A 23,297-nucleotide genomic window follows, 5' to 3' on the forward strand; every position below is an offset into this window, starting at 1 on the left:
AGACCTTCTTCAAATTTCCACAATATCGCTAATTTTACAATCAACAAAGGGAACAATCGCCGTAGACCAAGCCATTCCCACACCAAAAGCGTTTAACAACAATCTATGAGTTCCGCTCAATTTTCCTTTCAACTCACTCACAATTGTTAGAGGAATAGAAACTGAGGCTGTATTGCCGTATTTTGAAATTGTCCAAGGAATCTTTTCTGGATTAAGATTCATCTTTTTTATAAGATATTTATTTATGAACATATTTGCCTGATGAAATACATAATAATCCAGATTTTCAACATTTTCGCCAACCGTTCCCAAAAGGTTTCTAATATCTTTGGGCACTTCTTCTATAACAAAATTAAAAACATCATTTCCATTCATGGTTCCTTGTTCGTCAGATCGAACATTACCATATTCATCAACAATTTTTTCGGTCAGCGTCTCTATCGAGCTTCTGTTGCGATATCCGCCAGCAGGAATCATTATCAAATCACCTCGGGACCCGTCTGAATTATTAGAAAAATAACTCGCTCCAAATTTTTCCTTCCGTTCAACTATAGCAGCGACTCCTGCATCACCAAAAATAAAGGCTTCTCGGCGATCTTTTGCTGAATATACTTTCGAATTCGTCTCTCCATCTAAAATCAGCGCCTTTCGAAAACCTCTTTTTTCCATCATAGCATAGACAATGTTCAATACAGGAATAAAACCAGAGCATCCCAAATTAACATCAAATGCAAGGGTTGATTTAGATAGTTTTAAACGATCTTGAAGTAAAATTGATGTAGATGGCATTCGATAATCAGAAGTCTGAGAAAGAAAGACCAACAACTCAATATCATCACGATTTATGTTGTTATCTGCAATTGTTTTTTCTGCTGCAAAGAAACACAAATCGGAAGAGCAAGTTTTTTCATCCGCAAAGCGACGTTCGTAAACACCTATTTTATCAACTATCTTTTTTATTTCCTGCTTAGACCATAAATCTAATCCATAGTTATAGTTATCTATAACCCTTTTTGGAACACAAGCAGCCATTGCTGTTATTCCGACATTTTTGTATGATGTTATTGGCATGATGTTATTTCAATTTTCTTCCGCCATCAATAATCAATTCCAAGCCCGTAACCCAACTGCTAGCGTTGCTAAGCAAAAAAACAACGCCTAAAGCAACATCAACAGGACGTCCATAACGTCCAAGTGGATACAATTCTAAATCAGCTCGTTTACTCGCATCCGTATACGTGCCATCATTAATCAGTTTGGTTTCAACCATTCCTGGCAAAACGGCATTGCACCGAATATTTTTTGGTCCTAATTCTATTGCGCAGGTTCTCATATAGGCGCTCACCGCAGCCTTTGATGACGCATAAACGGCAAGGCCTGCTGCCGTCATATAAGAAGACAAAGAAGACGTAAAAACAATGGACCCGCCTTTGCTAATCTTCTTGCCTTTCAAAAGCATCTTGGTAAGCATGATTACACCAAAGACATTCGTCTGATAGACATCCTGCAAATCCTGACGTTTAACAAAATTTACGGGTTTGCACAAACCTCGACCAGCATTATTCACCAAGCCATCAAGTACTGGGCTCTCTATAGCAAGTTTTTCAATGTCGGCGTCATTATTCAAGTCTGCGGCAATCATTACATGGCCTTCGCCATCAAGCTGATCAAATGTTTCCTTTAAGCGTTCTTGATTTCGCCCAGTAATCACCACCTTAGCACCCATTTTGGAGCATTCAATGGCTATTCCCTGGCCTATGCCCGAAGATGCTCCTGTAATAAGGATTGTTTTTCCTTCTAGTGAAAATGGGTTATACAACATACTTCTCATCAGCCTCCTCATCTGCAACTTCTACGAGTTGCGAAACAACGACATCATTCGTATCAAAAACAACCGTTCCCCAAGAAAGGCCAACACCAAAACCACAGCAAATGAACCTGGTTGACTCATTTTCAAATTTGCCCTTCAGCTGGGAAACAATTGTAAGCGGAATACTAGCTGAAGAGGTATTGCCAAACTTATACATACAAGTGGGGACTTTCTCTGCAGGCAACTTCAACTTTTTTGCAATCATATCATTCATTTTCATATTCGCTTGATGGAAAATGAAATAATCAGCCGAACCATAATCGAAGTCATAATGTTCGGCGAGTTTTTTTACGGATTTAGGAGCAACTGAAATTCCAAACGAGAACACATCCATACCTTTCATTCTAGTTTGCAAACGGCACAAATGTTTTCCATTAATATTTTCTTGCACAAAGGATTTATCTGTATACGGACTGCGACTACCCCCATCTGGAGTAATAATGGCATCAAAGCCACTACCATCTGTACCAAAATGGAAATCAAAACCTTTGTCACCTTCCATATATTCAACAGCTGTTGCAGTTCCCGCGCTGCCAAACAAAGGATCACGTAATAAATTAGTGGTTCTAAAACGACTTTTAGCATCTCCGCAAAGTAAAAGTGCTTTTTTTATCATACCAGAGGTCAAAAGTGATGCCACGGAGCTTAAACCATACACCCAACCAGAGCAACCCAAAGACATATCCGTTGCATAACAATCTTTTGACAATCCCAAGCGATCCTGCAAAATACACGCCGTTGCAGGCAGTATATAATCAGGTGTTTGAGATACAAAAATAATAGCCCCAATCTCCTTTTTGTCCCAACCCAAATCAGCAATAAGTTGTTCTGCAGCAGCATAGCTCAAATCTGACGTTGTTAGGATCGTGGAGACTCGGCGTTCCAAAACACCCGTCGTTTTCACATAGTCTTCAGGAGAATATTCACTAGACATCACGTCATCCTCTGTTGGATGAAGATTGCTAGCAATATTTTGTGGAACACCGGCAGCAAATCCAGCTATCCGAACATTTGGAAACGACAGGAAAGCCATTATATTCTTCCTTTTACAATATTGAAAAGGTCTTCAATGGTGACAGAACCCTCGACATCAGCCCCTTTGAGCGCAACATCATATTCCTCATCAACCATAGCGATGACATTTAAAGCCGTTAGGGATGACCACTCTTCTAAATCATGAAAGTTGGTATCAGCTTTAAATTCAGCAGCATCAGTGTCTTCGAACTGTTCTGCAAAATGCTTGACGAATTCATTAATATCCATTTTAACTCCTTTTCTATAATTTTAGAACGTTCTTATGTTTTTTATATAGCCTTTCCAGTGTTTGTCTCACCTTTTGGGCTCCAGAAGTCTCTATACGCAAATCTTGTTCAAAATAACATGCGCTTCGCCCCCCCCTTTCTATTGTACGGATAAAGACTCCTCCTCTCTTTTGCGCATTATTTATATTGCCTACATTGTTCGCATATATTACATAGCTTATCCTATTTATGTGTAAAGTCTGTACACAGAAGCAAGCCATTAAATATCCTATTTCCATCCGTTCAGCAGGTTCACCTATATTCACCTCTCGTCCAAATTCTCCCATATCACCATGAATATCATATATACCAACTAGCCCAATCCGCTCGCCCTTCTTGTTCAGCACCACAAAATAATAGTCATTTGGCTCTTGCATTTGCCAGCGGATAAAATCCTTCTGGGCTTCGAGTGACGGAGCCAGTTGCCCTACGGTGTCGCGGTTTCGCTTGTCGGCACGGATATTGTACGAAAACTCGGCATCATCGAGCGTGATGCTTCGCAAATCGACAAACATTCCATGTATCACTTCAGGGTAAACCATACAACGCCTACTATTTTGTAATATAAGTTATTTTAGAGACGCAAGGAGCATTTAGACCATTACACCCCAAAAAACTCATACACCTTTTCGCAGACATACTCAATTTCTTCTGTTTTCAGCCCGTAGAACATGGGCAAACGGAGCAATCGGTTACTTTCATTGGTAGTGAACTTGTCTTCACCGTGGAACCTGCCGAAACGCATGCCTGCGGGCGACGAATGCAGAGGCACATAGTGGAACACCGCGAGAATGCCGTTATACACCAAATGCTTCAAAAGCGCAGTACGCGTCTGCAGGTCTTCAACCTTCAGGTAGAACATGTGCGCATTGTGTTTGCAATGTTCCGGAATATACGGCAACTCGACCAGGCCCTTTTCGGCAAGCGGGGCAAGCCTTTCTCGGTAAGCATTCCAACTAGCCATGCGGGCATCATTAATAATATCGGCACATTCCAGTTCGGCATAAAGATAGGCTGCATTCAATTCGCTGGGCAAGTAGCTAGAGCCGAGTTCAACCCAGGTGTACTTATCGACTTCGCCACGGTGGAACTGACAGCGATTCGTGCCCTTTTCACGGATGATTTCAGCGCGGTCGTTATACTTGGAGTCGTTGATGAGCAGTGCTCCTCCTTCACCCATGCTGTAGTTCTTTGTCTCGTGGTAGCTGTAGCAACCGAAATCGCCCATAGATCCGAGAGCACGGCCCTTGTAGGTCGCCATCATGCCCTGGGCAGCATCTTCGACCACAAATAAATTATGTCGTTTCGCGATTTCGTTTATCACATCCATTTCGCAAGCGACACCCGCATAGTGGACCGGCACAATCGCCTTGGTCTTTTCGGTTATGGCGTCTTCGACAAGCTTTTCATCAAGGTTCATCGTATCGGGGCGGATATCCACGAACACGCTTTTTGCCCCTTGCGACACGAACGCATCAGCGGTGCTAACGAACGTGAACGACGGCATAATGACCTCGTCGCCGGGAGCAATATTGCAGAGACGGGCAGACATTTCGAGAGCGTGGGTGCAGCTGGTAGTAAGGAGCGCCTTTGCGGCCCCCGTATGTTTTTCAAGCCATTCATGACAACGCAGATTGAATGTCCCGTCACCACAAATGCGACCGCTCTCCACGGCCTGCTTCACGTAGTCAAATTCCATTCCTACAAAGGGAGGCTTATTAAAAGGAATTTTTGTCATATCGGAAATATAAACTTTATTTTACTCTTTGGATTTCACCTACCGGTCAATAGACTGTTCCAAATTGCAATTGATAAAAACCACAGGTACCCACGGGGCAAGATACTTGCGCCGAGTTTCAGGCGTACCGAGGATGGGCCTGTGCGTCCCCTGAACAACAAATTGAACGTCGGGATGCCTGGACGCCACAGCAGAAATATCCCTTAGCAGTTTATGGAGTTTACCCCGGTCTCCCTCGCGGGTACCACGTGCCATCCAGGCAATTTTGTTCCACGAACCTTCCAAAATAAGGGAATCTATTTTAGCGCATCCCATAGAATCATTGCTGTCAATAACAACCCCATCCTTAAAGCTGCTACCGTATTCTATTGATTCCGCATAGGATGTCGTTTGGAACGGCCTCTTGTGAACGGCATAGGAAACGTTTTTCCCGCCAATCATCTGAAAGTCCGCTTCTAGGAGACCTTCGTCATAGGGAACTCCCCAACCGTCAACGAGAATCATGACCAACGGCTTAGCTGAATCCTGCAAAAGGCTCGCTAGCGGCTTTTCGTCCAGCACCTGATAGCGGTCTTTGTAATGTTGGGATAGTGAATCTGCGCCGAATGGAACAAGATGCCATGGTCCCTGGCTCCAGCCGGCTCGTATAGAAATTCCCTTGTCCAGGTGCAAAATTGGCACGGAGATGAGCAACGCAAGGAACGCGGAGAATAGCAGAAGATTAATGTTGAGTTTGTTCATCTTCATTCTCCAAAGCGCGGTACTTGAGCAGTTTGATGTTCCCGAAACTCATCAGCGTATCCGTTTTCAATCGTGTGTGATAATGAATCTTATAGAAAGGCGCAAGGGACAATGCAGTCGCTTCGGAAATCATATAGACATTGTCCTTTGTCACATCCTTGATTAGGTTTGTCACGCCCCTCTTTTCCAGTTCCCGCTCTATCGCGGGCAAATACATGTTCCAGTAGCCTGTGGAGTGAATGTTGTTCCAACTGCCCGGTTCAACGGTGATGAAAACATTATTGAATTTTTTTGAGAATTCTTTGTAGCGTTCAAATGGCAAAAGGAATACATCATCGGGGTGCTCTTTTGCGTAAGAGGAGAATGCCAACCAGTCTTCCTGCGTTCCAGATGTGGGGCGTGCCGCTTTTGTAGCCGTCGCCATTCTGTCAAAATAGATATTTACGCCCAAAATAATAAGACTAGAAATACCGACGATTGTGGCCGTTTTCAAGAAAAGTTTTGTTTGTTTCTTGTCAAGAATATCGTCTTTTTCCATAAAAAACAGGACAAATACAATAGCCAACGCCCACACCCCAACCTCTACGTGGTCGACAACTCTACTCACCAAAAGTAAGTATGTGTAAGGAATTGCAACAAGGCCAATGGACACCCAAGGGACCCACCAATTGCGCTTGTTGGAAAAGAAAATTAGAGCCAAGCACAGAAGCGCCCAGCACCATGTACTTCCACGCATCAAGGAGTCCGAAAATACGAGTACAAGCGCAGCCGGAAACTTCGCATAATTCGGCTCATAGCGATGTCTATCTGCGATTTCAATCAAATGCCTCATGCTATCCAGCGAAAAGACGTTCTTGTCGTAAAAGTACCATGCCTGTAGGTAAGTGAGGTCAAGGCTGTTCAAGCCCCGCTCATCCAATTCAGCTTCAAAAGATTTGTCATCGTAAAAAGCGCCGTCACCAAAATAGGCGCGGGGGCCCTGATACGCGGCATAGAATTCGTAATCCCCCTTGTAATGTTCGGAGTCAAACTTGCCAAGCGCTACATAGGCAGAGGCGAGAACGACCAAAGCGATTAACGATGATTTCCAGATTGTTTTTAACCGTATGAATGTGAAGAAAAGGAGCGCTGCGAGGGTAGGCATCCCTAGTAGGAACATCTCCTTCCGGAACACGAACCCGGCAAGCATTAATACGATTCCGCAGATTAAATGGTTGCGCTTCTTTTCTGCATTGCCAATGGCGAAAAGCAGTATGCCTGCTGCGGTCGCGATGCCCGCGCATTGGGTAAACGCCACATGCAAATAGAAATCGGGCGAGACACAGGCCAGCAACAAAAAGGCCAATACACTGCCAGTCCTTTTGCCAAACCTTTCCAGAACTACATAGCATAGTGCCGTGAAAGATGCAAAAACAGTAAAGTACTGAAACACGGAGTACCAGCTTACGCTAGGCAGTACGGCATAGAATGGGCGCAGGAAATATCCGTAAACGACATTGACGAAATACATGTGCACATCGTATTCTCCACCATAGGCGCCCGTCAATACAGCGGACATGAAAAAGTCGTCTAGCGAAGAAAATTTTCCATCGCCAATAGCAAAGAAAATTGCAAAAGCAAAAATGTTCAAGCAGACTGCAAAAAAAAGCGACGAACGGCACAGCTTGTTTATGGCAGGAATGTCCTTGAGCATATCACTAATATAAATTTTTTCCCGTATGCAGGCTAAAGCTTGTTAAACTTTCTCATTTCTTTGTCCAGGAACGGATCCACGAATTTTGCATAAATCAACGTTGTTTCCAGATTCCGGTGGCCGAGCAGCTTGCTTGTAGCGGGGAGCGGGATTCCAAGTGTTATGCAGGTCGTGGCGAAGGTGTGCCGAGCCAAGTGGCAGTGGATGTACTTGCTGTGTCCGAGTTTTTGTGCCGCGCTGCGCAACGACCTGTTGAAGTAGGAGTTCTCGACCACCCTGAAAACTGGGCCGTTTGTCATTTTTTCGGGCAACAACAGGCGCGCCTGCACCGGAATGGGAATGTACACCGGGTCGCCCGTCTTGTGCATCTGCTTGCGGATTTTCCAGTCGAAAATCTCGTTGCCGTTTAACGTTTTCAAATCGCTGTAACGCAATCCGGTAAAGCAACTGAACAAAAAGACCCGCATGGTGTCCTGTTCTGTTTGCGTCAGGAACCTCCTCTTTTCTTCAAAACTCAGATAAAGGCTTTTGAGTTCGCGTTTTGTCAAGAAGCCTCTCCGAGTGTAAACCCGTCCAATCTTGATTTTGTCAAACGGGTTAACCTTCAATAGTCCGTCTTGAAACATCCGGTTTGTAAAATTCCTGAAAACGGAAAGGGCTTTGTTTATGGTACTCTGCTTGTTGCCTTGCTGAATCAGGTAAGTCTTGTATTCCTGTACCAGTTCGGTGGTTACGTATTCGCACTCCAAATCTGGGCAAAAATTTGAAATTTTCTTCAAATTCCAGTAATAGGCCCGCACCGAAAGCGGCGCAAGATTGTATTTTTCCTTGTCCAAATACTGCATTGCGGTATCAAAAAAGAGCATAGGGATTCCTTTTTTTGTTCCGGACCATCCAGAAACAGGGGACAAAGTTAGGACTATTACTCAGAGTGCGTTTTGCAGGAACCTACGTGCATATGCAGGATGCTTACTTCGTGGACCAGCAGTCAATCGGAACCTGGACGCAAATTGGCTACGAGTCGCCCACCTCCAAAAATTTTGCTTACGACGCATCTAATGGTTATGAATGGTATGCTAACGCCTCTTTTGATCTTCCGGATGGCTGCACTAATGGGTGGTATGTTGATGTGGATGAAATAACAGTTGATAACGTCAAAACGGTCAAATACCAGGCAAGCGACAACTGCTCTCCTCTCACTCCGAACTTCAAGAACATCGGTACTTCCTCGTAACCTCTATCTTGAACTAACTATGGCCCGCCAAAGTCCTTGTGACGAGGCGGGCTTTTTTTAAGGATTCTATTATTAACAGCCGTTATAACTATATTTTGAACGAGAGGGGCATGGCGAAATGAAGCGCGGATTTACACTTATCGAACTCATGGTCGTGATCGTAATCATGGGCATCTTGGCGGCGATTGCTGTGCCAAAGCTCTTTTCGATGATTGCAAAATCCAAGGCGGCCGAAGTCGGCCCTGCCGCCGGTTCGTATGTACACCGGCAGGATGTGTATATTGCAGAAATGCATGCCGTTGGCGATTTTAAAGCTATCGGCTACGATGTTCCGTCAAGTACAGTCTTCTCCTACACCGAGACTTACACCGCCAAGACTAAGGAAGTCTGGAAGGCAACTCCAAAGGCAGGCCTTTCCGAGTGCTCGTCCGGCACTTGGACTGTGACATCCGAGATGGATTCGCACGGAGGCAAGCATGTCGCAGAGACGGACTGCACGAACCTGACTCCAAACTTTACCGCTATTGGATCCGGGTCGTGATTGCGTTTGTCTCTTGCGAGAGAGCTTTTTATTGATTCTCGACAGATTTTGAACATGGTTATGTATAACCGTCGTAAAAAGGCGGATTATAGCAAAATTTTGTTATAATCGTTGTTTTTATGACGATTATTATGTATATTTCTAACCATGTGGAACGAAATGACGACCCCCTCTATCTTGAAGGAAATGGGTTCAAGGCTCAAGGAATACCGCCTGCGTAAAGGGCTCATGCAGTCCGAACTGGCGGAATCTGCCGGTGTTGGTGTTGGTACGATTGCCAAGATGGAGCGCGGGGGCGCCGTGTCAGTACAAATTCTGTTGAGCGTTCTGCGTTCCCTCGGCATGCTCGAGAATATAGAGCAGCTCCTGCCGGAACCTCCCGTGAGCCCGCTCCTTTTGCGCAGGCTACAGGGAGGCAAGATCCAACGCATAAAACGGAGCAAGGCCAAATGAGCGAACTTGTCGTAAACGTGCGATTGTGGGGCAAGCCTGTCGGAGCGTTGTCGTGGGATACTTCGCGGGGTGTCGCCTATTTCGAATACGAGCCCGCCTTTGTTCGTAATCCGTTGCCGGTATCACCCATAAAGATGCCCGTGGAGAAGGGCGTTTTCTCTTTTGCCGAGAACCGGAACAACTGTTTTCGCGGACTCCCGGGACTCATTGCGGATTCTCTGCCGGACAAATTCGGTGACCAGATTATTTCGGAATGGTTTCAGACCATGGGCCGCCCGCTAGAGACAGTGACTCCGCTGGAACGCTTGTGCTATGTCGGTAAGCGCTCTATGGGCGCACTGGAGTTTGAGCCCAGTTTGTCTACACCGGGGCTTGACGAGTCTACGGAAATTCTTGTGGACGACCTCGTCAAGTTGGCCGAGAGCGTTTTCCGCGACCGCGAAAAGTTCAGGGAGAAGCTTGTCCAGCAGGATAAGACCTTGTACGACATCTTGCGAGTCGGCACTTCTGCCGGGGGCGCAAAGCCCAAAGCGATTATCGCCTATAACGAATCTACGGGCGAAGTGCGCAGTGGCCAGGTTCCTGCGCCAAAGGGGTTCGGCTATTGGCTGCTCAAGTTCGACGGCGTAAGCTACCGCGAGCACGACAGCATTACCGAAATACCCCGCGGGATAGGCAACGTGGAATACGCCTACTACAAGATGGCTTTGCAGGCTGGGATTTGCATGAGCGAGTGCCGCATTCTGGAAGATAGCAGCGGTTGCCATTTTATGACTAGGCGTTTCGACAGAAAAACTGACGGGGCCAAACTGCACATGCAGACACTTGCGGCCTTGGCACACCTGGACCGCGACGTGCGCCATTCCTACGAAGACTCCTTTGCCGTGATGCGCAAGCTCGGGCTCGACGCCAAAGCAGACGAGGACGTGTTCCGCTGCATGGTCTTCAATGTGTTTGCAAAAAACAATGACGACCACACCAAGAACATTTCTTTCTTGATGGACGAGACCGGAACCTGGAAACTGGCGCCCGCATACGATTTGTGCTACGCCAACGATCCGAGGAGTCGCTGGATAAAACGCCACCAGATGTCGGTGAACATGAAACAGGAAAATATCACACGCGAAGACCTCAAGGCGGTGGCGGAACGCGTCGGAATCCGCAAATACGCGGCCATCATGGACCAGGTCGAAAATGCGGTCGCCTGCTGGAACGAGATTGCGAAGGACTGCGGCGTTCGCGAAAACCACCGTGAGGAGATTTCGCGGGAACTGCTTAAATAAACGCTATCACGGTCCGGCTCCAATGGCCGTGAAATTTGGAGTCAGCGAAGTGCAGTTAGTTGCGGCGACATGCTTGCCGCGGCTAGATTTTATTTCAGATGTCACAGTCCAGGTGTCGGAAGAACATTCGGGGAGCCCAGCCTTTGGAGTGGCAGTCCAGACCTCCTTGGTTTGGGCTGTATAGGTCTCGGTGTAGGAGAAGACTGTGCTTGACGGAACATCGTAGCCGATAGCTTTAAAATCGCCAACTTCAAACTTTTCGGCGATATACACGTCCTGCCGGTGTACATACGAACCGGCGGCAGGGCCGACTTCGGCCGCCTTGGATTTTGCAATCATCGCGAAGAGTTTCGGTACGGCGACTGCCGCCAATATGCCCATGATAACAATCACGACCATCAGTTCGATAAGTGTAAATCCGCGCTTCATTTCGCCATGCCCCTCTCGTTCAAAATATAGTTATAACGGCTGTTAATAATAGAATCCTTAAAAAAAGCCCGCCTCGTCACAGGGACTTTGGCGGGCCATATTTAACTCAAGACTATTGTTACGAGGATGAACCGATGCTCTTGAAGTTCGGAGTCAGCGCCGGGCAGTTGTCGCTTGCCGTGTAGCTGATTGATTTGCTAGTTGGGTTCACAGTAATTGACCATTCATCACTAGTGCACTTGCCGTCGGTGTTAAATTTAGCTGTAGCAGTCCATGTCTTTCCCGACGTTGCATCCTTGCCTTCGTATTTGAAGTTTGAGGAGGAAGGAGCCGTGTAGCCAATAGCGTTCCAATTTCCCACCTGCTGCTGGTCCACGAAGTAAGCATCCTGCATATGCACGTAGGATCCTGCTGCCGGACCGGCTTCAGAGGCCTTGGACTTGGCGATCATCGCGAACAGCTTCGGCACTGCGACAGCGGCCAGGATGCCCATGATCACGATCACGACCATCAACTCAATGAGGGTAAAACCTTGTTTCTTCATAGTGTACTCCTTGTTGTTTGTGACACACTTGTTTGAGCCTCCGGCCCGTTGGTGGGCGTTCGACTCGTTTACATCCACTAATATACACACTTTCTTTTGAAAAAGCAATAGTTTTGTCAAACTTTTGTCACATTTGTGTCATAACAACACAGAGTAGACCAAATTTTGCTTTTTTTACTCAAAAACGCCACATCAGGGGTGTTTTGGATGCTTACAATTATAGATTTTTATTTACAAAAAGGGGGCTTTTTGTGAAAATTTATAGTCCAATGTGTAATAAATCACACCCCGTTGCAAGCTTTTTGTGACAAAAACAAGACAAAAGAGGGGTCGCCTGGACGGCGACCCTTCGTGTTTAGCGACAACTTTAGTTTGTCTACAATTCGCAATGACGCTGGATGATGCACGCCTTAGCGTTCCTGGAGCCTGGGCCACGCGAATTCGGGGCTCTGGTTCAAATAAGTGGCGAGCGTCCAATCGTCGGTGCGGAAGGAGCCGCCCAAAAAGAACTCGTCCACGGCGCCGTCAAAACCGCCCAGCACCAGTGCGGTACTGCTGTCGCGCTTGCCGGCCCAGGGTTCCTTTTGCTTGAGTATAGACAACTTAACGCCGTCCACAAAGGCGCTCACGGCGCCGTTGTAGTTGAACGCCACGAACATCCACTCGCCCGCCTTTACCACGGAATCGCCCGTAGCCAAATACATGCGGTAGCTGGCGGTGTCGTTTGTCACATTGCCTGCGGAGTCGAGTACAGGGGCCTCCGCCTCGTGGTACACGCTGAAAACGAGCCCGCTATCGGGTGCGTACACCAGGCTGAACTGGGTCTTGCCCTTGGTCAAAATGCCTTGGCGCTTGCCCAGGCTGTTGAGCTTGACCCACATGGAGATCGATACGTTTACGCCCGTGAGGGAGTCGGCAGCCTCGACACGGCTCCCTTCCCCGCTAAACTGCGCCGCAGGGCCTAGCACACCTTCGGTCACTTTCACGTTGGTAGCCTCTCCTGGGGTGCGAGCCTTTTCGGCATCGTCCTCGACAAGGTCAACCCCACTGTAAAAATGCCACACGGCGTTGTACACCCTATTGGTGGGGAACACGTCCTGTGCGGAGCGCGGCGGTTTCGCGGTGTTGAGGAGGAATTCCACGGAGTCGGCCACGTTGAGAGAATCGAGACGCACCCAGAACAGCGCCTGCTTGGCAACGGTGTCAAAGTAAGCGGGCGTCACGGGGAGCACCTTGCTGCGGGAGCCATCGGCGCTAATGCGGGCGGCTTCCCAAAGTCCGGGGAGTCTGGCGACAGCGTCAAAGTCGCAATTCGAGGAATCGAGGCGCAAGGCGAGCGGCAAGTCGGTACTCATGCCGGGCAGGGAGTCGTAACCCTCGGGGAGGGCAAGCGGCGCCACAAAGCGGAGCACCAGGGTATCGCCAGCCACGGCGGTATCGCCGGGTTCCACATTCAGAACAAATTCAACGGGTTCCCCCTCGTCCACGAACACGAGCAGGTCGAGGGAATCGGAAGGCAGGCTGTCGACCACGACGGCGCCGTTCTTCACGGCCACCCTGCGGAGGATGGTAGTGCCATAGACGGTCGCGACTCCCTCGGCTCCTTCGCTGAACTCGCCGGGCACCAAAAGCCTTGCCGCGCCGACCTCGGTCAAAACGCCGTCGCGGTTGAGGCTGTCGTTTTCAGTCAGCTCGAGGCCCTGCACCAGCAGGCGCTTGCCGCTCTCGCGGTGGACCGCCTCGAGCGAGTATCTGCCGGCGGGGATGGAATCGAGTGCATAGCGGCCGTTGGAGTCGGTGGTGGTGGTAAAGGCCTCGGGGAGGGAATCTTCGCGGGCGTCAAAGCCCTGGGGCACGCACTGCACGTCGGCAAACCCGGCGGGGTCGCCGTTATCCAACGTCAAAATACCCGCCAGTTCGGGGGAACCGGTTTCGGCGCTGTTGCCAGCCACCTCGCCCGAATCGTCGGAGCAGGCGGCCAAAAACAGCGCAAGGAGTATCGCGTAAGCCCATTTCACCATACCTAATATAAATATAATTCCTTGGGGCACTTTCCAGACAACGATAAACAACAAAGGCGTTGCCCGCAGACAACGGCATTTTTTGTGTTTTTTAGCATAAAAACGCAACTTTTACGCCAAACTTGTATATATATTGTTTTTATGCAACCGCAACCGCTAAGACTTTCTGAGATTACCATATCGAACCTGCGCTCCATACAGAGGCAGACTTTCCCGTTGAGTGGCTTCACGGCGCTGATCGGCTACAACAACGCCGGCAAGACGAACATTTTGATGGGGATCCGCTGGTTGCTTTCGCGCTTTTCGCTCGACATCTCGTACTTTGACGACCCCAACCGCCCCGTGGAGGTGGAAGGCGTTTTTGACGGCATCACCGAGACGGTACTGAACCGCCTGGGCGAAGAAAAGGCCGCCGAGGTCAAGCCGTTCCTCGCAGGCGACATGCTCAAAATCAAAAAAGTGCAGCGCGTGCCGGGCGAAGTGCCCGAGAACGTGGAGCTGTGGGCGTTTGTGCCGCCCAACCGCCGCAAAGACAAGCGCCAGGAGTGGGAGCGCATGGGCGACGCCTTCCGCCACGCCTTTAGCCGCATGTTCCCCCAGAGCATCGCCATTTGGGACTTTGAGGGCAACGAGGCGTTCACCAAGCTTTTGCACGAGATTTTTAAGCCGCTGGAACGCCGGTTTGGCGGCGAGTTCAACGACATCATCAACAAGTTCAGCGACATGCTGAGCCCGGGCGGCGAGAACCAGGCCGCCGAAATCCAGAGCTTTGACAGGGACGTGAACGAAAAGCTGCACCCGCTGTTCCCCAGCGTGCGCGTGGAGCTCGACATCCCCATCCCTACCCTCGAGACGTTCCTCAAAAAGGCGACGCTCAAGGTGATTGACGAAGACGACGGCTTTGAACGCGACATAAACCGCATGGGCGCGGGTTCGCAGCGCGCCATCCAGATGGCGCTCATCCGCTACCTCTCCGAGGTCAAAAAGCACCACAACAACCACTACCTGAGCCGCACCCTGCTGCTCATTGACTCGCCCGAGCTCTACCTGCACCCGCAGGCGGTGGAACTGGTGCGCGTGGCGCTCAAGAACCTCTCGAACGAGGGTTACCAGGTGGTGTTCGCGACACACAGCGCCCAGATGGTCACAAGCGAAGACGTGAGCACCTCGCTGCTCATCCGCAAGAACAAGGAACGCGGCACCTTTATGCGCAAACGAATGGAAGACGCCGTGCACCAGGTGGTGCAAGACGCCCCGAGCCAGCTGCAAATGCTCTTTAGTCTCTCGAACAGCAACGAGCTCCTGTTTGCCGACTACGTGCTTTTGACCGAGGGCAAAACCGAGTGGCGCGTGCTGCCGGCGCTGTTCGAACGCATCACGGGCCAAAGCTTTGCGCTCATCAAGTGCGCCCTGGTACGCCAGGGCGGCGTGAGCAACACCCGCAAGAGCATGCAGGTGCTCGACGCGATGGACATGCCGGTGCGCGCGATTGTGGACCTCGACTACGCCTTCACCACTGCCACCCGCGACGGCTTTTTGGAGGCGAACGACCCCGACATCAAGTTCTGCCGCAACCTGTTCCGCGAACTCGCGTTCCACCAGCATTTGCGCCTGGTGAACGGGCTCCCGGTGAACAAGCACAGCAACATTAGCGCCTCTAGGGCGTACGCCATGATGGCCGAGATGCCCGAGGCCGAGAAGGCCATCCGCAGCATCCACGCCAAGCTCCGCAGCCAGGGAATTTGGGTGTGGACCCGCGGCGCCATCGAAGAGCACCTGGGCCTGGAAGCCAAGAACGAGGCGGCCTGGAGCAATTTTATTGAACGGAGCAAGTCCAGGAACTTTATCCAAAATTTGCCGGACTACGACGGCATTGTGGAACTGTGCAACTGGATTATTGACGGCAGTAGAGATGCCTAGCGCGGGTTAGAATTGCGCGCGGTTTAGGAACGCGCCCTGTAACTCACAAAACGGATATTGCCGCAATAGTCCTTGTGGCTCGCGACAAATTCCAGCCACGGGTAGTTGGCAGCCTCGGCCTCCAGCACGGCGGCCTGTTCTGAACCGATTTCCAAAAGGATGGGAGCAGCGGGTGCCATGCGGCCCTCGGTCTGCTTCAAAAGCTTGCGCACCAGGTCCAGGCCGTCGGCACCGCCAAACAGGGCGAGCGCCGGGTCGAACTTGGCGACCTCGGGCTGGAGGTTCTCTTTTTCGCCGTCGGGGATGTACGGGAGATTCGCAATGAGGCAGTCGATTTTTTGTGTACTTGGCGGGAGCGCCTGCAACAAGTCGCCCTCGTAAAAAGACAACCCGTTGGCGAGAGACGTTTGGTTTGTACCGCCCGCGGAGTCAGCCGTTTTGGGGCCGTCCGCAAGTTCGTTCGCCGCGGCGTTTTCGCGGGCAAGCGCGAGCGCGTCGGCGGAGACGTCGGTGGCAATCACGCGGGAGCCCTCGATCTCTTTTGCGCAGGCAATGGCGATGGCACCGGTGCCCGTACCCACATCCACAATGAGCGGATTCACGTTGCCCTCCAAAAGCTTTTTCGCCATGTCGACGAGTTCCTCGGTTTCGGGGCGCGGGATGAGGGCACGGGTGTCGCACTTGATGACGAACCCGCGGAAGCTGGTGTCGCCCACAATGTGCTGCAGCGGTTCGCGGTTGGCGCGGCGGGCCACCAGCGGGCGGAGCGTGTCGAGTTCCGCCGGCGTGAGCGGCTTCTCGAAATTCAGGTAGAGGTCCATGCGGCTCTTCATGCCGAGCCCGTGGCTAATGATGTACTGCGCGTCGAGCAGAGGGTCGGGCACGCCTTTTTTTTCGAAGAACGCCTTGGTGCGGTTCAAAATCTCGAGAACCGTCATGGGCTTGTTGCTTGCGTTAGTCACTGCGACACCTGCCTGTTATGCGCTGAACTTGCCGAGTTTCTCTTGGGCGTTTGCCATTTGCAAGCCAGAGATAATCTCGTCCAAGTCGCCGGTCACGACCTTGTCGAGGTTGTAGACCGTGAGGCCAATGCGGTGGTCGGTCACGCGGTTTTGCGGGTAATTGTACGTACGGATTTTGGCGCTACGGTCGCCGGTGCCCACCAACGCCTTGCGGCTAGCGGCTTCTTCTTTTTCTTTTTTCGCGATGACCTCGTCCAAAATTTTGGAGCGGAGCATTTCCATGGCGTGCAGGCGGTTTTGCAGCTGGCTACGTTCGGTTTGGCAGCTCACTACCACGCCCGTCGGGATATGCGTGAGTCGCACGGCGGAGTCTGTTTTGTTGATGTACTGGCCACCGGCGCCGCTACTGCGGTAGGTGTCCATGTGGATGTCGGCTTCGCGGATCTCCACGTCCACTTCTTCGGCCTCGGGGAGTATGGCCACAGTGGCGGCAGAGGTGTGCACGCGGCCCTGCGCCTCAGTTTCGGGCACACGCTGTACGCGGTGCACGCCGCTCTCGAACTTAAGCGTGCCATAGACGCTGTCGCCCTCAATAAACACGCGGATTTCCTTGTAACCGCCCACGGTGCCTTCGCTGGCATCTTGAACCGTCATCTTCCAGCCCATCTTTTCGCAGTAGCCGCGGTACATGCGGAACAGGTCGCCCGCAAACAGCGCCGACTCGTCGCCGCCCGTGCCGCCGCGAATTTCAAGGGTAGCATTGCGGTAATCCCACGGGTCCTTGGGCACCATGAGGATCTGCAGTTCGTCGGTGACGGCGGGGAGCTTTTTCTCAATTTCCGAGATTTCTTCCTTGGCCATCGCCACAATGTCGGGATCACTATCGCCGAGGGCGGCTTTGCATTCCTCAAGGTCGTTTGTCATCTTCAAAAACTCTTTCGCCTTGAGGACCGCCTTCTCGATACCCTTGTACTGCTTGTGAATCTTGTTATAACGGGCCTGGTCCGCCAAAACGTCGGGATTGCCGAGTTCGGATTCCAGTTCCTCGTACTTTTCGATTAATTTGCGCGCTTTGTCTTTCATCGCGCCGAAATTTAGAAAAAACGTAGTGGGGAATGCAAAAAAGGCCGGCGATTGCCAGTGAAAACGGCGCGCACTTTACGATGGTCATGGTCATTGGCCTGTGAATCACATGCCCACGGAGCAGCCGAGGGCGCTCAACACGTAGGTTTCGCTCTCGCCCATGCGGTAAAAGGGCAGCAAATCGGCGTCATCGACAGCCCCCTCGCCAAACCCATTAAGTTGCAGTTGTTCGTCTATACGGCGTTTGAACACGTTAAAACCGGATTCCCAGGGACTTTTTTCATAAAGCTTTTTCATATTGACCTCTTTTTTAAAAAGGCACACAAACAAGAAAGTGCCTTTTTGTACACTCAAATATAAGAAAGAGGTGTGTCAAAATATGACAGAACGACGTGATGCAGGGAGGGGATGACTGCGAAGGGCTAGTCTATCACGGTGGCGACGACTTCGGCGTGGCCCACCTTATCGAGACCCAGTTTTTTGCCGGCGGCGACGCTCAAGTCGAGGATACGTCCGTCCACATAGGGGCCGCGGTCGTTCACGCGAACCACCACGCTCTTGCCGTTGTCTTTGCGCACCACCTTGAGCTTGGTACCAAAGGGCAAGCTCTTGTGGGCGCAGGTCATATCGTCCTGGTCAAAAATCTCGCCGCTCGCCGTTTTTTTGCCGTCGAATCCGGGGCCGTAGTAACTCGCCTGCCCCGTAATTTTAGTGCCGACCTCGGCTTTTTCTTTGGAGGCGTAATGCTTTTCGGGGTTGCGCACAAAGCCCTTGCGCGCCGAGATGCTCGCCTTGCCGGCACAACCGGCGAGGAGCAACGAAACCATTATAACCGCAACAAGCCTAACCATATAAAAACGACATCATTACTCGAAGTCATACATGCTGTTGTACGTATTCTCGAGGACTTCGTCCTCCTTGCTCTTGACTTCGGCCTTCTTTTCTTCGGGCTTCTTGCTCAACGACTCGTAGTACTGCGCCGAGAGCTTGTCGATGTGTTCCTGGCTCTGCTGGACGCGTTTGCGTAGGCGTTCCAATTCTTGGTCGGTATTGCTGCGCCGGTTGTTCAAAACCACCGAAGCCTGCTTGCCCCACGGGGTATTCCAGTACTTTTGCTGCAACACCTTGTAGGCGGCCTTCGCGCTATCCAGCAATTCGGGATTCATTTGGAAATAGACGGCCTTCATGTAAAGCGCCTGCGCCCCCGCCTCGGTCTCGGGGTATTCCTGGTACAGGCTGTCAAAGGCGGCAAAGGCGGTCGCATACGCAGAGTCCACCTGCTCCATTTGATCGAGCGGCGTCTCGGCGGCAATAGTCCAAAGGCTCTCGGCCTGCATGTAGCGTTCCTTCGCCTTGTCTTCGGGCGTCTGGACGGTCACGCGCATGCCCAAGTTGATTTGAGCCTGCTTGGCGTACTCGGTATTGGGGTACTTCTCGATAACCTCTTTGTACAGTTCCTCGGCCTTGTCCTCGTCGCCCTTGAACTCGTCGTAAATAAAGGCGCGCGCATAGGTGGCCCGCAGCACCTTCACAGAATCGCCAGATTTGTCGATGACCTCGTCCAGGCGCTTGATGGCACTGTCGACTTCCGAAAGTTTGAACAAGAAGAGTTCGGCAATGCGGAATTCGTTGCTAAAGAAGCTGTTGAGGTTGGGGATGGAATCTTTTTTGAGGTCGGCGTCGTTCGCGCTGCGCATGGCGAGCAACTGCTTTAAGGCTTCGCGGCGTTCGCGGCTCATGCGGCCGTATTCGCTGATGGAGCGCGAAATAAAGCTGCTGTCGTAATAGATGACCGCCTGCTCGTAGTTCATGGTCTTGGTCTGTTCGTAGTCACCCAGGTTAAAGTAACTGCGGCTCGCCACCGTCGAGCGCGGGTAGTCGGAATTCACCTTTTGGAACACGATGAACGCGTCGGCAACGCGTCCCGCCATCATAGTGATTTCACCTATGCGTACCAGGTACTCGGGATGTTGTTTTTCAAACTCTTCGTTTTTAAAGAGCGCCTTGTACTCGTCGGCGGCCTTCAAATATTCCTTGCGGTTCACCAGGCACTCGGCGGCCTGCTCGGCTGCGGTCTGGCGTTCGCGCACATTCAACAGCTTGATTTCTTCGGCGGTGTAATGCTCCCTGGACTTGTCCCAGTTCTCCTTTTTATAATAGAGGCCCGCCAAGCGGAAATGCGCCTTGCCGCGCATAAACGGAGTGCCCGAGGTATCGGCCAGCACGGCCTCCAAGGCGGCAATGGCCTGGTCCGGGAATTCGCCCTGTTCGTCCAAAAGCGAAAGCAGGTTCAAGCCCTGGAAGTAATACGGGTGCGACTTGTCCGAAATGACAGGTTCCAACGCAAAACGGCTGATATTGTATTCGAGGTTGCGGTAAAGGCAGTAGGCGCGCTGGTACTCGACCGCCCGCATGGAGTCGTAGTCGGCAAAGTAACGTTCGTATTCGTCGTACTTGGTAATGGCCTTCGCCCACTCGCCCTTGTGGCGGAACGATTCGCCAATGAGGAACACGGCCTCGGCGGTGCGCTTTTTGTTTTTGGGGAAGCGTTCCAGAACGCGGCTTCCCTTCTCGATCACCTTGTCGTACTTCATCCGCTCTTCGCTGCTCGGGGTCGAGGCGGTTTCGTCGGGAACGCTATCGAGCCTGGCGGTACGGAGTTCGCCCGCCTCGTCGTAAAGGCGCTCGGCATTGAACATGTGGTTCAGGTACGCACAGCAAGTGCAGCCCTCGAACAGGAAGGCGGCTAAAACGAGCAAGGCATACACCATGTAGCGGGCGCGGAACATGTGAATAAAGATACAAAATAGTTACGCCCTGGGGCTAGTTACTGGTTAATAGTTACTAGGAACTCAGAACTAGCCATCTTGATAAACGCGATACCACGACGCCTAGTACTCGTTCAAGTAGGGGATATAATCGCAAAGTTTGAGGCCTGCAGGGAGCGCTTCCTTGTCGAAGCGGACCATGCGGACTTCGGCGGGCTTGCCCACAAAACGCGCCAGGATCTCGAAATTGTCCTGAGTTTCCCAGACGGCGGCGTCAATCACGTTGCCGTCGCCACAGTCGGTTTCGCCCGTGCTGTTGCCAATGCCCGAAATGCGGGAGTTCTGCTTGAGCAGGCGCGTAAAGATTTCGGGGGCAACTCCCAGGTGGTGCGAACCCGAGGACGAATCAAAAACCGACACGTGTACCTCGCGGAAGTGATTGAGCGAATCGAACACGACCGTGTAGGTGTGCTTGTACGGGTCGACGTAGAAGGATTCTTGCCAAACGTTTGTTTTGACCGGGCGGAAGTTGCCCACGGCATAGCTCTTGAAAAATTCGCCCGGGGTCGCACCATAACGAACAAGGTAATGCCCGAGCATGGTGGTAAAGTCGTGCTTGGTCGCAGGACCCATGGCAACGCGGAGGCTGTCGACCGCGCGGTTCAGGTCGTCGGCCAGGCCGTTGTTCTTGGCAACAGGGACAGGCTTGGTGACGCTCGCCTCTTGAATGCGCTGCTGAATATCGGGATAGTCGGGATCGCGGGCGGCGATTTCGCGGAACTGCGTGCGGGCGCGTTCAAAATCACGGCCCTTCATGTAGGCAAGCCCAAGGGCTTCGCGAAGCGGCATGTTCTCGGGGTATTTTTCGACCAGCGGTTCCAAAATTTCGCAAGCCACCTGGGCTCGGTCCCGCGGGGATAACGCCACCCCGGTGCCCGGACCCGGAGGCGACTTTTCGCCCAGCGACGCCACAGCAGCATTCGCCTTTTCAAAATCGGGGCGGAACGCCAAAATACGACGGTAGATTTTTTCGGCGGCGTCAAAGCGACCCTGGTACTCCATGAGGAAGCCCTGCAGCAAAAGCAGTTCGGCATCGGCCGGGTACTGCGAGAGCGCGTATTCTACAAGAGCCGTGCAGCTATCGATGACGCCCTGGTCGTGGTACAGCTGCGCCAGCAGTTCGTAAGCCCGCGGGTCGGAACCCGCCGAGAGGCTCACCGCCGTGCGGCACTCCGCCGAGGCCTGCGCCAAGCGGGAATTGGCAAAAAGGAGCTTTGCATACCAGAGGCGCGTCTCGTAAAGGACGGGAGCCTTTTCGCTCGCGATGCGCGCCATTTCTAAAGCCGACGAGGAATTGCCCGAGAGGTAAGCCTTGCGGCTGTCAAGGTAAACCGAGAGCCCGGAATTGGGGAACAACCCTTGGAGCTTGCCCACCAAGAGCGCGAGGCGTTCGCGCTGCAAATCGTCGAGGTCGGGAATTTCGAACAAAGTATTCACCTCGCCCCACATGGCCATGGGAACATCGGGGTAAACCAGCACAATGGCGTCAAAAATCTCGTAGGCGGCCTGGGCGTTGCCACCACGGGCAAGTTCTACCGCCCGTCGCAGTTCAGCCTGCGTTTGTACCGGGAGTTTCACCACACCGGCATCCAGGTCGGGGGCATCGCCGCGCTGCACGGAGCTCCCCGCCGGGAGTCCAAAGGGAATAGCCTCCACCGAAATCTTGGCCGGACCAAATTCCTCGTAAAGGCGGAATGCGCCAAAAGCGATGAGCGCTCCCACACAGAGTGTCAAGAACAGGTAGGCAGCCTTGCGCGCCACGACCGTAGAGGTAGCCATTAGAGCTCCAAAAAGTCAGAGAGTTTTTCTTTGTGTTCCTTGCTCTTTTGCAAGCGACGTAAAGTCTTGTTCTTAATCTGGCGCACGCGTTCACGGCTCAGGCGCAAGTCTTCGCCAATATCCTTGAGCGTGGTATCTTCGACCGTGTCCAGTCCGTAGAACATGCGGAGGATTTCCTCTTCGCGGCGAGGGAGCGAGGCCAAGGTCTCTTGGATGAGTTTTTTGCGTTCCTCTTTCTCCATGTCGTCGTCCTGGTTGCCGTCGGAGCCGAGCACGTCCATGAGGGTGCTCACGGAGTCGGCGGAACTGCCGGCGTCGTCGCCAATGGGGGCATCCAGGGAGATGTCCACAATCTTTTCCATCACCTCCACGATGTCTTTTTCGTAGGGGGCGAATTCTTCCATCGAGATGGTCTTGTCGTAATCGCCGCCGTTGAGCATGAGGGCTCTTTTAAAGCGGTTGACCAGGGCGAGCTTGTTGGGCGGGATGCGGACCGCCCCCACCTGTTCAAACAGGGCCTTTTGAATGGACTGGCGAATCCACCACACGGCGTAGCTAATGAACTTGACGTCTTTGTCCATGTCAAAGCGTTTTGCCGCCTTGAAAAGTCCAAGGTTGCCCTCGTTGATCAAATCGAGCAAGGCGAGGCCGCGGCCCTGGTACTTGCGCGCAACGCTCACCACAAAGCGGAGGTTGCCGCGGATCAGGCGCTGGAGAGCCGATTTACGAATTTCTTCGGTTTCGCCCTTTTTGATAATCGTCAACAACGCCGACTCCTCTTGCGGGGACAGAGTCGGGTAACGATTCAAGTCGCGAAAATAAAGTGCTTCGTTAAAATCACTCATACCTTTCCTACACCTTTCAATACCATCGGGAT

Annotated in this window: 24 protein-coding genes; 5 read left to right on the plus strand and 19 right to left on the minus strand. The window is 51.7% G+C overall.

Features of this window, described 5'->3' with window-relative positions:
- Positions 1 to 9 precede the first annotated feature (9 nt).
- Genes BUB55_RS04810 through BUB55_RS04850 form a run of 9 tightly spaced genes read right to left on the minus strand, consistent with a single transcriptional unit; the run spans position 10 to position 8,209 of the window.
- Entirely contained in the window at positions 10 to 1,071 is a 1,062-nt protein-coding gene (locus tag BUB55_RS04810; protein WP_073188710.1) for a ketoacyl-ACP synthase III, read from the minus strand.
- A gap of 4 nt (positions 1,072 to 1,075) precedes the next feature.
- Positions 1,076 to 1,831 (minus strand): SDR family NAD(P)-dependent oxidoreductase, encoded by a 756-nt coding sequence (locus BUB55_RS04815; RefSeq protein WP_200778514.1) that lies wholly within the window; start codon positions 1,829 to 1,831, stop codon positions 1,076 to 1,078.
- Positions 1,812 to 2,903, minus strand: coding sequence for a ketoacyl-ACP synthase III (locus tag BUB55_RS04820; RefSeq protein ID WP_073188712.1), 1,092 nt, complete (start codon positions 2,901 to 2,903; stop codon positions 1,812 to 1,814). Before BUB55_RS04820 ends, BUB55_RS04815 begins: the two co-directional genes overlap by 20 nt.
- Complete coding sequence (locus tag BUB55_RS04825; RefSeq protein WP_073188714.1) at positions 2,903 to 3,133, minus strand: acyl carrier protein; 231 nt, start codon at positions 3,131 to 3,133, stop codon at positions 2,903 to 2,905. Before BUB55_RS04825 ends, BUB55_RS04820 begins: the two co-directional genes overlap by 1 nt.
- A 13-nt stretch (positions 3,134 to 3,146) precedes the next feature.
- A complete protein-coding gene (locus tag BUB55_RS04830; protein ID WP_073188715.1) occupies positions 3,147 to 3,713 on the minus strand; it encodes a GNAT family N-acetyltransferase in 567 nt (188 codons plus the stop codon).
- A 59-nt stretch (positions 3,714 to 3,772) separates the two neighbouring features.
- Positions 3,773 to 4,909, minus strand: a complete 1,137-nt coding sequence (gene rffA / locus BUB55_RS04835) for a dTDP-4-amino-4,6-dideoxygalactose transaminase (protein ID WP_073188717.1) — start codon at positions 4,907 to 4,909, stop codon at positions 3,773 to 3,775.
- Between the two features lie 39 nt (positions 4,910 to 4,948).
- Positions 4,949 to 5,650: a hypothetical protein gene (locus tag BUB55_RS04840; RefSeq protein WP_143152907.1), complete on the minus strand. Its 702-nt coding sequence runs from the start codon at positions 5,648 to 5,650 to the stop codon at positions 4,949 to 4,951.
- Positions 5,631 to 7,343 (minus strand): hypothetical protein, encoded by a 1,713-nt coding sequence (locus BUB55_RS04845; RefSeq protein WP_073188721.1) that lies wholly within the window; start codon positions 7,341 to 7,343, stop codon positions 5,631 to 5,633. The genes BUB55_RS04840 and BUB55_RS04845 overlap by 20 nt, the downstream gene beginning before the upstream one ends.
- A 32-nt stretch (positions 7,344 to 7,375) precedes the next feature.
- The gene (locus tag BUB55_RS04850; RefSeq protein WP_073188723.1) at positions 7,376 to 8,209 is read right to left on the minus strand and encodes a tyrosine-type recombinase/integrase; all 834 of its coding nucleotides are present in this window, start codon (positions 8,207 to 8,209) and stop codon (positions 7,376 to 7,378) included.
- A gap of 65 nt (positions 8,210 to 8,274) precedes the next feature.
- On the opposite strand from BUB55_RS04850, the gene BUB55_RS04855 reads away from it, so the two are divergent.
- The 4 genes from BUB55_RS04855 (at position 8,275) to BUB55_RS04870 (ending at position 10,854) form a co-directional block, all read left to right on the plus strand.
- Entirely contained in the window at positions 8,275 to 8,577 is a 303-nt protein-coding gene (locus tag BUB55_RS04855) for a hypothetical protein (RefSeq protein ID WP_143152908.1), read from the plus strand.
- A gap of 118 nt (positions 8,578 to 8,695) precedes the next feature.
- The gene (locus BUB55_RS14735; RefSeq protein WP_073188726.1) at positions 8,696 to 9,118 is read left to right on the plus strand and encodes a type IV pilin protein; all 423 of its coding nucleotides are present in this window, start codon (positions 8,696 to 8,698) and stop codon (positions 9,116 to 9,118) included.
- Positions 9,119 to 9,265: 147 nt separating this feature from the next.
- Positions 9,266 to 9,571: a helix-turn-helix domain-containing protein gene (locus BUB55_RS04865; protein ID WP_073188728.1), complete on the plus strand. Its 306-nt coding sequence runs from the start codon at positions 9,266 to 9,268 to the stop codon at positions 9,569 to 9,571.
- The gene (locus BUB55_RS04870; RefSeq protein WP_073188730.1) at positions 9,568 to 10,854 is read left to right on the plus strand and encodes a type II toxin-antitoxin system HipA family toxin; all 1,287 of its coding nucleotides are present in this window, start codon (positions 9,568 to 9,570) and stop codon (positions 10,852 to 10,854) included. The genes BUB55_RS04865 and BUB55_RS04870 overlap by 4 nt, the downstream gene beginning before the upstream one ends.
- Positions 10,855 to 10,860: 6 nt before the next feature.
- Here BUB55_RS04870 and BUB55_RS14685 read toward each other — a convergent pair whose 3' ends face one another.
- The 3 genes from BUB55_RS14685 to BUB55_RS04885 form a co-directional block, all read right to left on the minus strand.
- Positions 10,861 to 11,283, minus strand: coding sequence for a type IV pilin protein (locus BUB55_RS14685; protein ID WP_073188732.1), 423 nt, complete (start codon positions 11,281 to 11,283; stop codon positions 10,861 to 10,863).
- Positions 11,284 to 11,401: 118 nt separating this feature from the next.
- The gene (locus BUB55_RS14690) at positions 11,402 to 11,794 is read right to left on the minus strand and encodes a type IV pilin protein (protein ID WP_369828149.1); all 393 of its coding nucleotides are present in this window, start codon (positions 11,792 to 11,794) and stop codon (positions 11,402 to 11,404) included.
- A gap of 443 nt (positions 11,795 to 12,237) precedes the next feature.
- Positions 12,238 to 13,848 carry a LamG-like jellyroll fold domain-containing protein gene (locus BUB55_RS04885; RefSeq protein ID WP_073188734.1) on the minus strand — a complete coding sequence of 537 codons (1,611 nt, stop codon included), beginning with the start codon at positions 13,846 to 13,848 and terminating at the stop codon, positions 12,238 to 12,240.
- 141 nt (positions 13,849 to 13,989) lie between these two features.
- Here BUB55_RS04885 and BUB55_RS04890 point away from each other — a divergent pair, with 141 nt between their 5' ends.
- Entirely contained in the window at positions 13,990 to 15,768 is a 1,779-nt protein-coding gene (locus BUB55_RS04890; protein ID WP_073188736.1) for an ATP-dependent nuclease, read from the plus strand.
- A 23-nt stretch (positions 15,769 to 15,791) separates the two neighbouring features.
- Here the strand turns inward: BUB55_RS04890 and prmC are convergent, their stop codons facing one another.
- The 7 genes from prmC to BUB55_RS04925 form a co-directional block, all read right to left on the minus strand.
- Positions 15,792 to 16,730 (minus strand): peptide chain release factor N(5)-glutamine methyltransferase, encoded by a 939-nt coding sequence (prmC, locus tag BUB55_RS04895; RefSeq protein WP_143152909.1) that lies wholly within the window; start codon positions 16,728 to 16,730, stop codon positions 15,792 to 15,794.
- A gap of 15 nt (positions 16,731 to 16,745) precedes the next feature.
- On the minus strand, positions 16,746 to 17,813 hold the full coding sequence (prfA, locus tag BUB55_RS04900; RefSeq protein WP_073188739.1) for a peptide chain release factor 1: 1,068 nt from the start codon (positions 17,811 to 17,813) through the stop codon (positions 16,746 to 16,748).
- A 105-nt stretch (positions 17,814 to 17,918) separates the two neighbouring features.
- The gene (locus tag BUB55_RS04905; protein ID WP_073188849.1) at positions 17,919 to 18,110 is read right to left on the minus strand and encodes a hypothetical protein; all 192 of its coding nucleotides are present in this window, start codon (positions 18,108 to 18,110) and stop codon (positions 17,919 to 17,921) included.
- A gap of 125 nt (positions 18,111 to 18,235) precedes the next feature.
- Positions 18,236 to 18,640, minus strand: coding sequence for a septal ring lytic transglycosylase RlpA family protein (locus BUB55_RS04910; protein ID WP_234971802.1), 405 nt, complete (start codon positions 18,638 to 18,640; stop codon positions 18,236 to 18,238).
- 39 nt (positions 18,641 to 18,679) lie between these two features.
- Entirely contained in the window at positions 18,680 to 20,602 is a 1,923-nt protein-coding gene (locus BUB55_RS04915) for a tetratricopeptide repeat protein (RefSeq protein ID WP_073188743.1), read from the minus strand.
- Between the two features lie 102 nt (positions 20,603 to 20,704).
- Entirely contained in the window at positions 20,705 to 22,420 is a 1,716-nt protein-coding gene (locus tag BUB55_RS04920; RefSeq protein WP_073188745.1) for a tetratricopeptide repeat protein, read from the minus strand.
- Positions 22,420 to 23,265 carry a sigma-70 family RNA polymerase sigma factor gene (locus BUB55_RS04925; RefSeq protein ID WP_073188747.1) on the minus strand — a complete coding sequence of 282 codons (846 nt, stop codon included), beginning with the start codon at positions 23,263 to 23,265 and terminating at the stop codon, positions 22,420 to 22,422. The genes BUB55_RS04920 and BUB55_RS04925 overlap by 1 nt, the downstream gene beginning before the upstream one ends.
- Between the last annotated feature and the right edge of the window lie 32 nt (positions 23,266 to 23,297).

Origin of the sequence: Fibrobacter sp. UWP2 (genome assembly GCF_900141705.1) — a bacterium.
Lineage (GTDB): Bacteria > Fibrobacterota > Fibrobacteria > Fibrobacterales > Fibrobacteraceae > Fibrobacter.

Coding starts and splice junctions, on each gene's coding strand:
- BUB55_RS04885 (WP_073188734.1), bottom strand. CDS start 13,848: ATGGTGAAATGGGCTTACGCGATACTCCTTGCGCTGTTTTTGGCCGCC.
- prfA (WP_073188739.1), bottom strand. CDS start 17,813: ATGAAAGACAAAGCGCGCAAATTAATCGAAAAGTACGAGGAACTGGAA.
- BUB55_RS04850 (WP_073188723.1), bottom strand. CDS start 8,209: ATGCTCTTTTTTGATACCGCAATGCAGTATTTGGACAAGGAAAAATAC.
- BUB55_RS14735 (WP_073188726.1), top strand. CDS start 8,696: ATGAAGCGCGGATTTACACTTATCGAACTCATGGTCGTGATCGTAATC.
- BUB55_RS04905 (WP_073188849.1), bottom strand. CDS start 18,110: ATGAAAAAGCTTTATGAAAAAAGTCCCTGGGAATCCGGTTTTAACGTG.
- BUB55_RS04890 (WP_073188736.1), top strand. CDS start 13,990: ATGCAACCGCAACCGCTAAGACTTTCTGAGATTACCATATCGAACCTG.
- BUB55_RS04920 (WP_073188745.1), bottom strand. CDS start 22,420: ATGGCTACCTCTACGGTCGTGGCGCGCAAGGCTGCCTACCTGTTCTTG.
- BUB55_RS04820 (WP_073188712.1), bottom strand. CDS start 2,903: ATGGCTTTCCTGTCGTTTCCAAATGTTCGGATAGCTGGATTTGCTGCC.
- rffA (WP_073188717.1), bottom strand. CDS start 4,909: ATGACAAAAATTCCTTTTAATAAGCCTCCCTTTGTAGGAATGGAATTT.
- BUB55_RS14685 (WP_073188732.1), bottom strand. CDS start 11,283: ATGAAGCGCGGATTTACACTTATCGAACTGATGGTCGTGATTGTTATC.
- BUB55_RS04865 (WP_073188728.1), top strand. CDS start 9,266: ATGTGGAACGAAATGACGACCCCCTCTATCTTGAAGGAAATGGGTTCA.
- BUB55_RS04845 (WP_073188721.1), bottom strand. CDS start 7,343: ATGCTCAAGGACATTCCTGCCATAAACAAGCTGTGCCGTTCGTCGCTT.
- BUB55_RS04825 (WP_073188714.1), bottom strand. CDS start 3,133: ATGGATATTAATGAATTCGTCAAGCATTTTGCAGAACAGTTCGAAGAC.
- BUB55_RS04870 (WP_073188730.1), top strand. CDS start 9,568: ATGAGCGAACTTGTCGTAAACGTGCGATTGTGGGGCAAGCCTGTCGGA.
- BUB55_RS04925 (WP_073188747.1), bottom strand. CDS start 23,265: ATGAGTGATTTTAACGAAGCACTTTATTTTCGCGACTTGAATCGTTAC.
- BUB55_RS04910 (WP_234971802.1), bottom strand. CDS start 18,640: ATGGTTTCGTTGCTCCTCGCCGGTTGTGCCGGCAAGGCGAGCATCTCG.
- BUB55_RS04840 (WP_143152907.1), bottom strand. CDS start 5,650: ATGAACAAACTCAACATTAATCTTCTGCTATTCTCCGCGTTCCTTGCG.
- BUB55_RS04830 (WP_073188715.1), bottom strand. CDS start 3,713: ATGGTTTACCCTGAAGTGATACATGGAATGTTTGTCGATTTGCGAAGC.
- BUB55_RS04815 (WP_200778514.1), bottom strand. CDS start 1,831: ATGAGAAGTATGTTGTATAACCCATTTTCACTAGAAGGAAAAACAATC.
- BUB55_RS14690 (WP_369828149.1), bottom strand. CDS start 11,794: ATGGTCGTGATCGTGATCATGGGCATCCTGGCCGCTGTCGCAGTGCCG.
- BUB55_RS04915 (WP_073188743.1), bottom strand. CDS start 20,602: ATGTTCCGCGCCCGCTACATGGTGTATGCCTTGCTCGTTTTAGCCGCC.
- BUB55_RS04810 (WP_073188710.1), bottom strand. CDS start 1,071: ATGCCAATAACATCATACAAAAATGTCGGAATAACAGCAATGGCTGCT.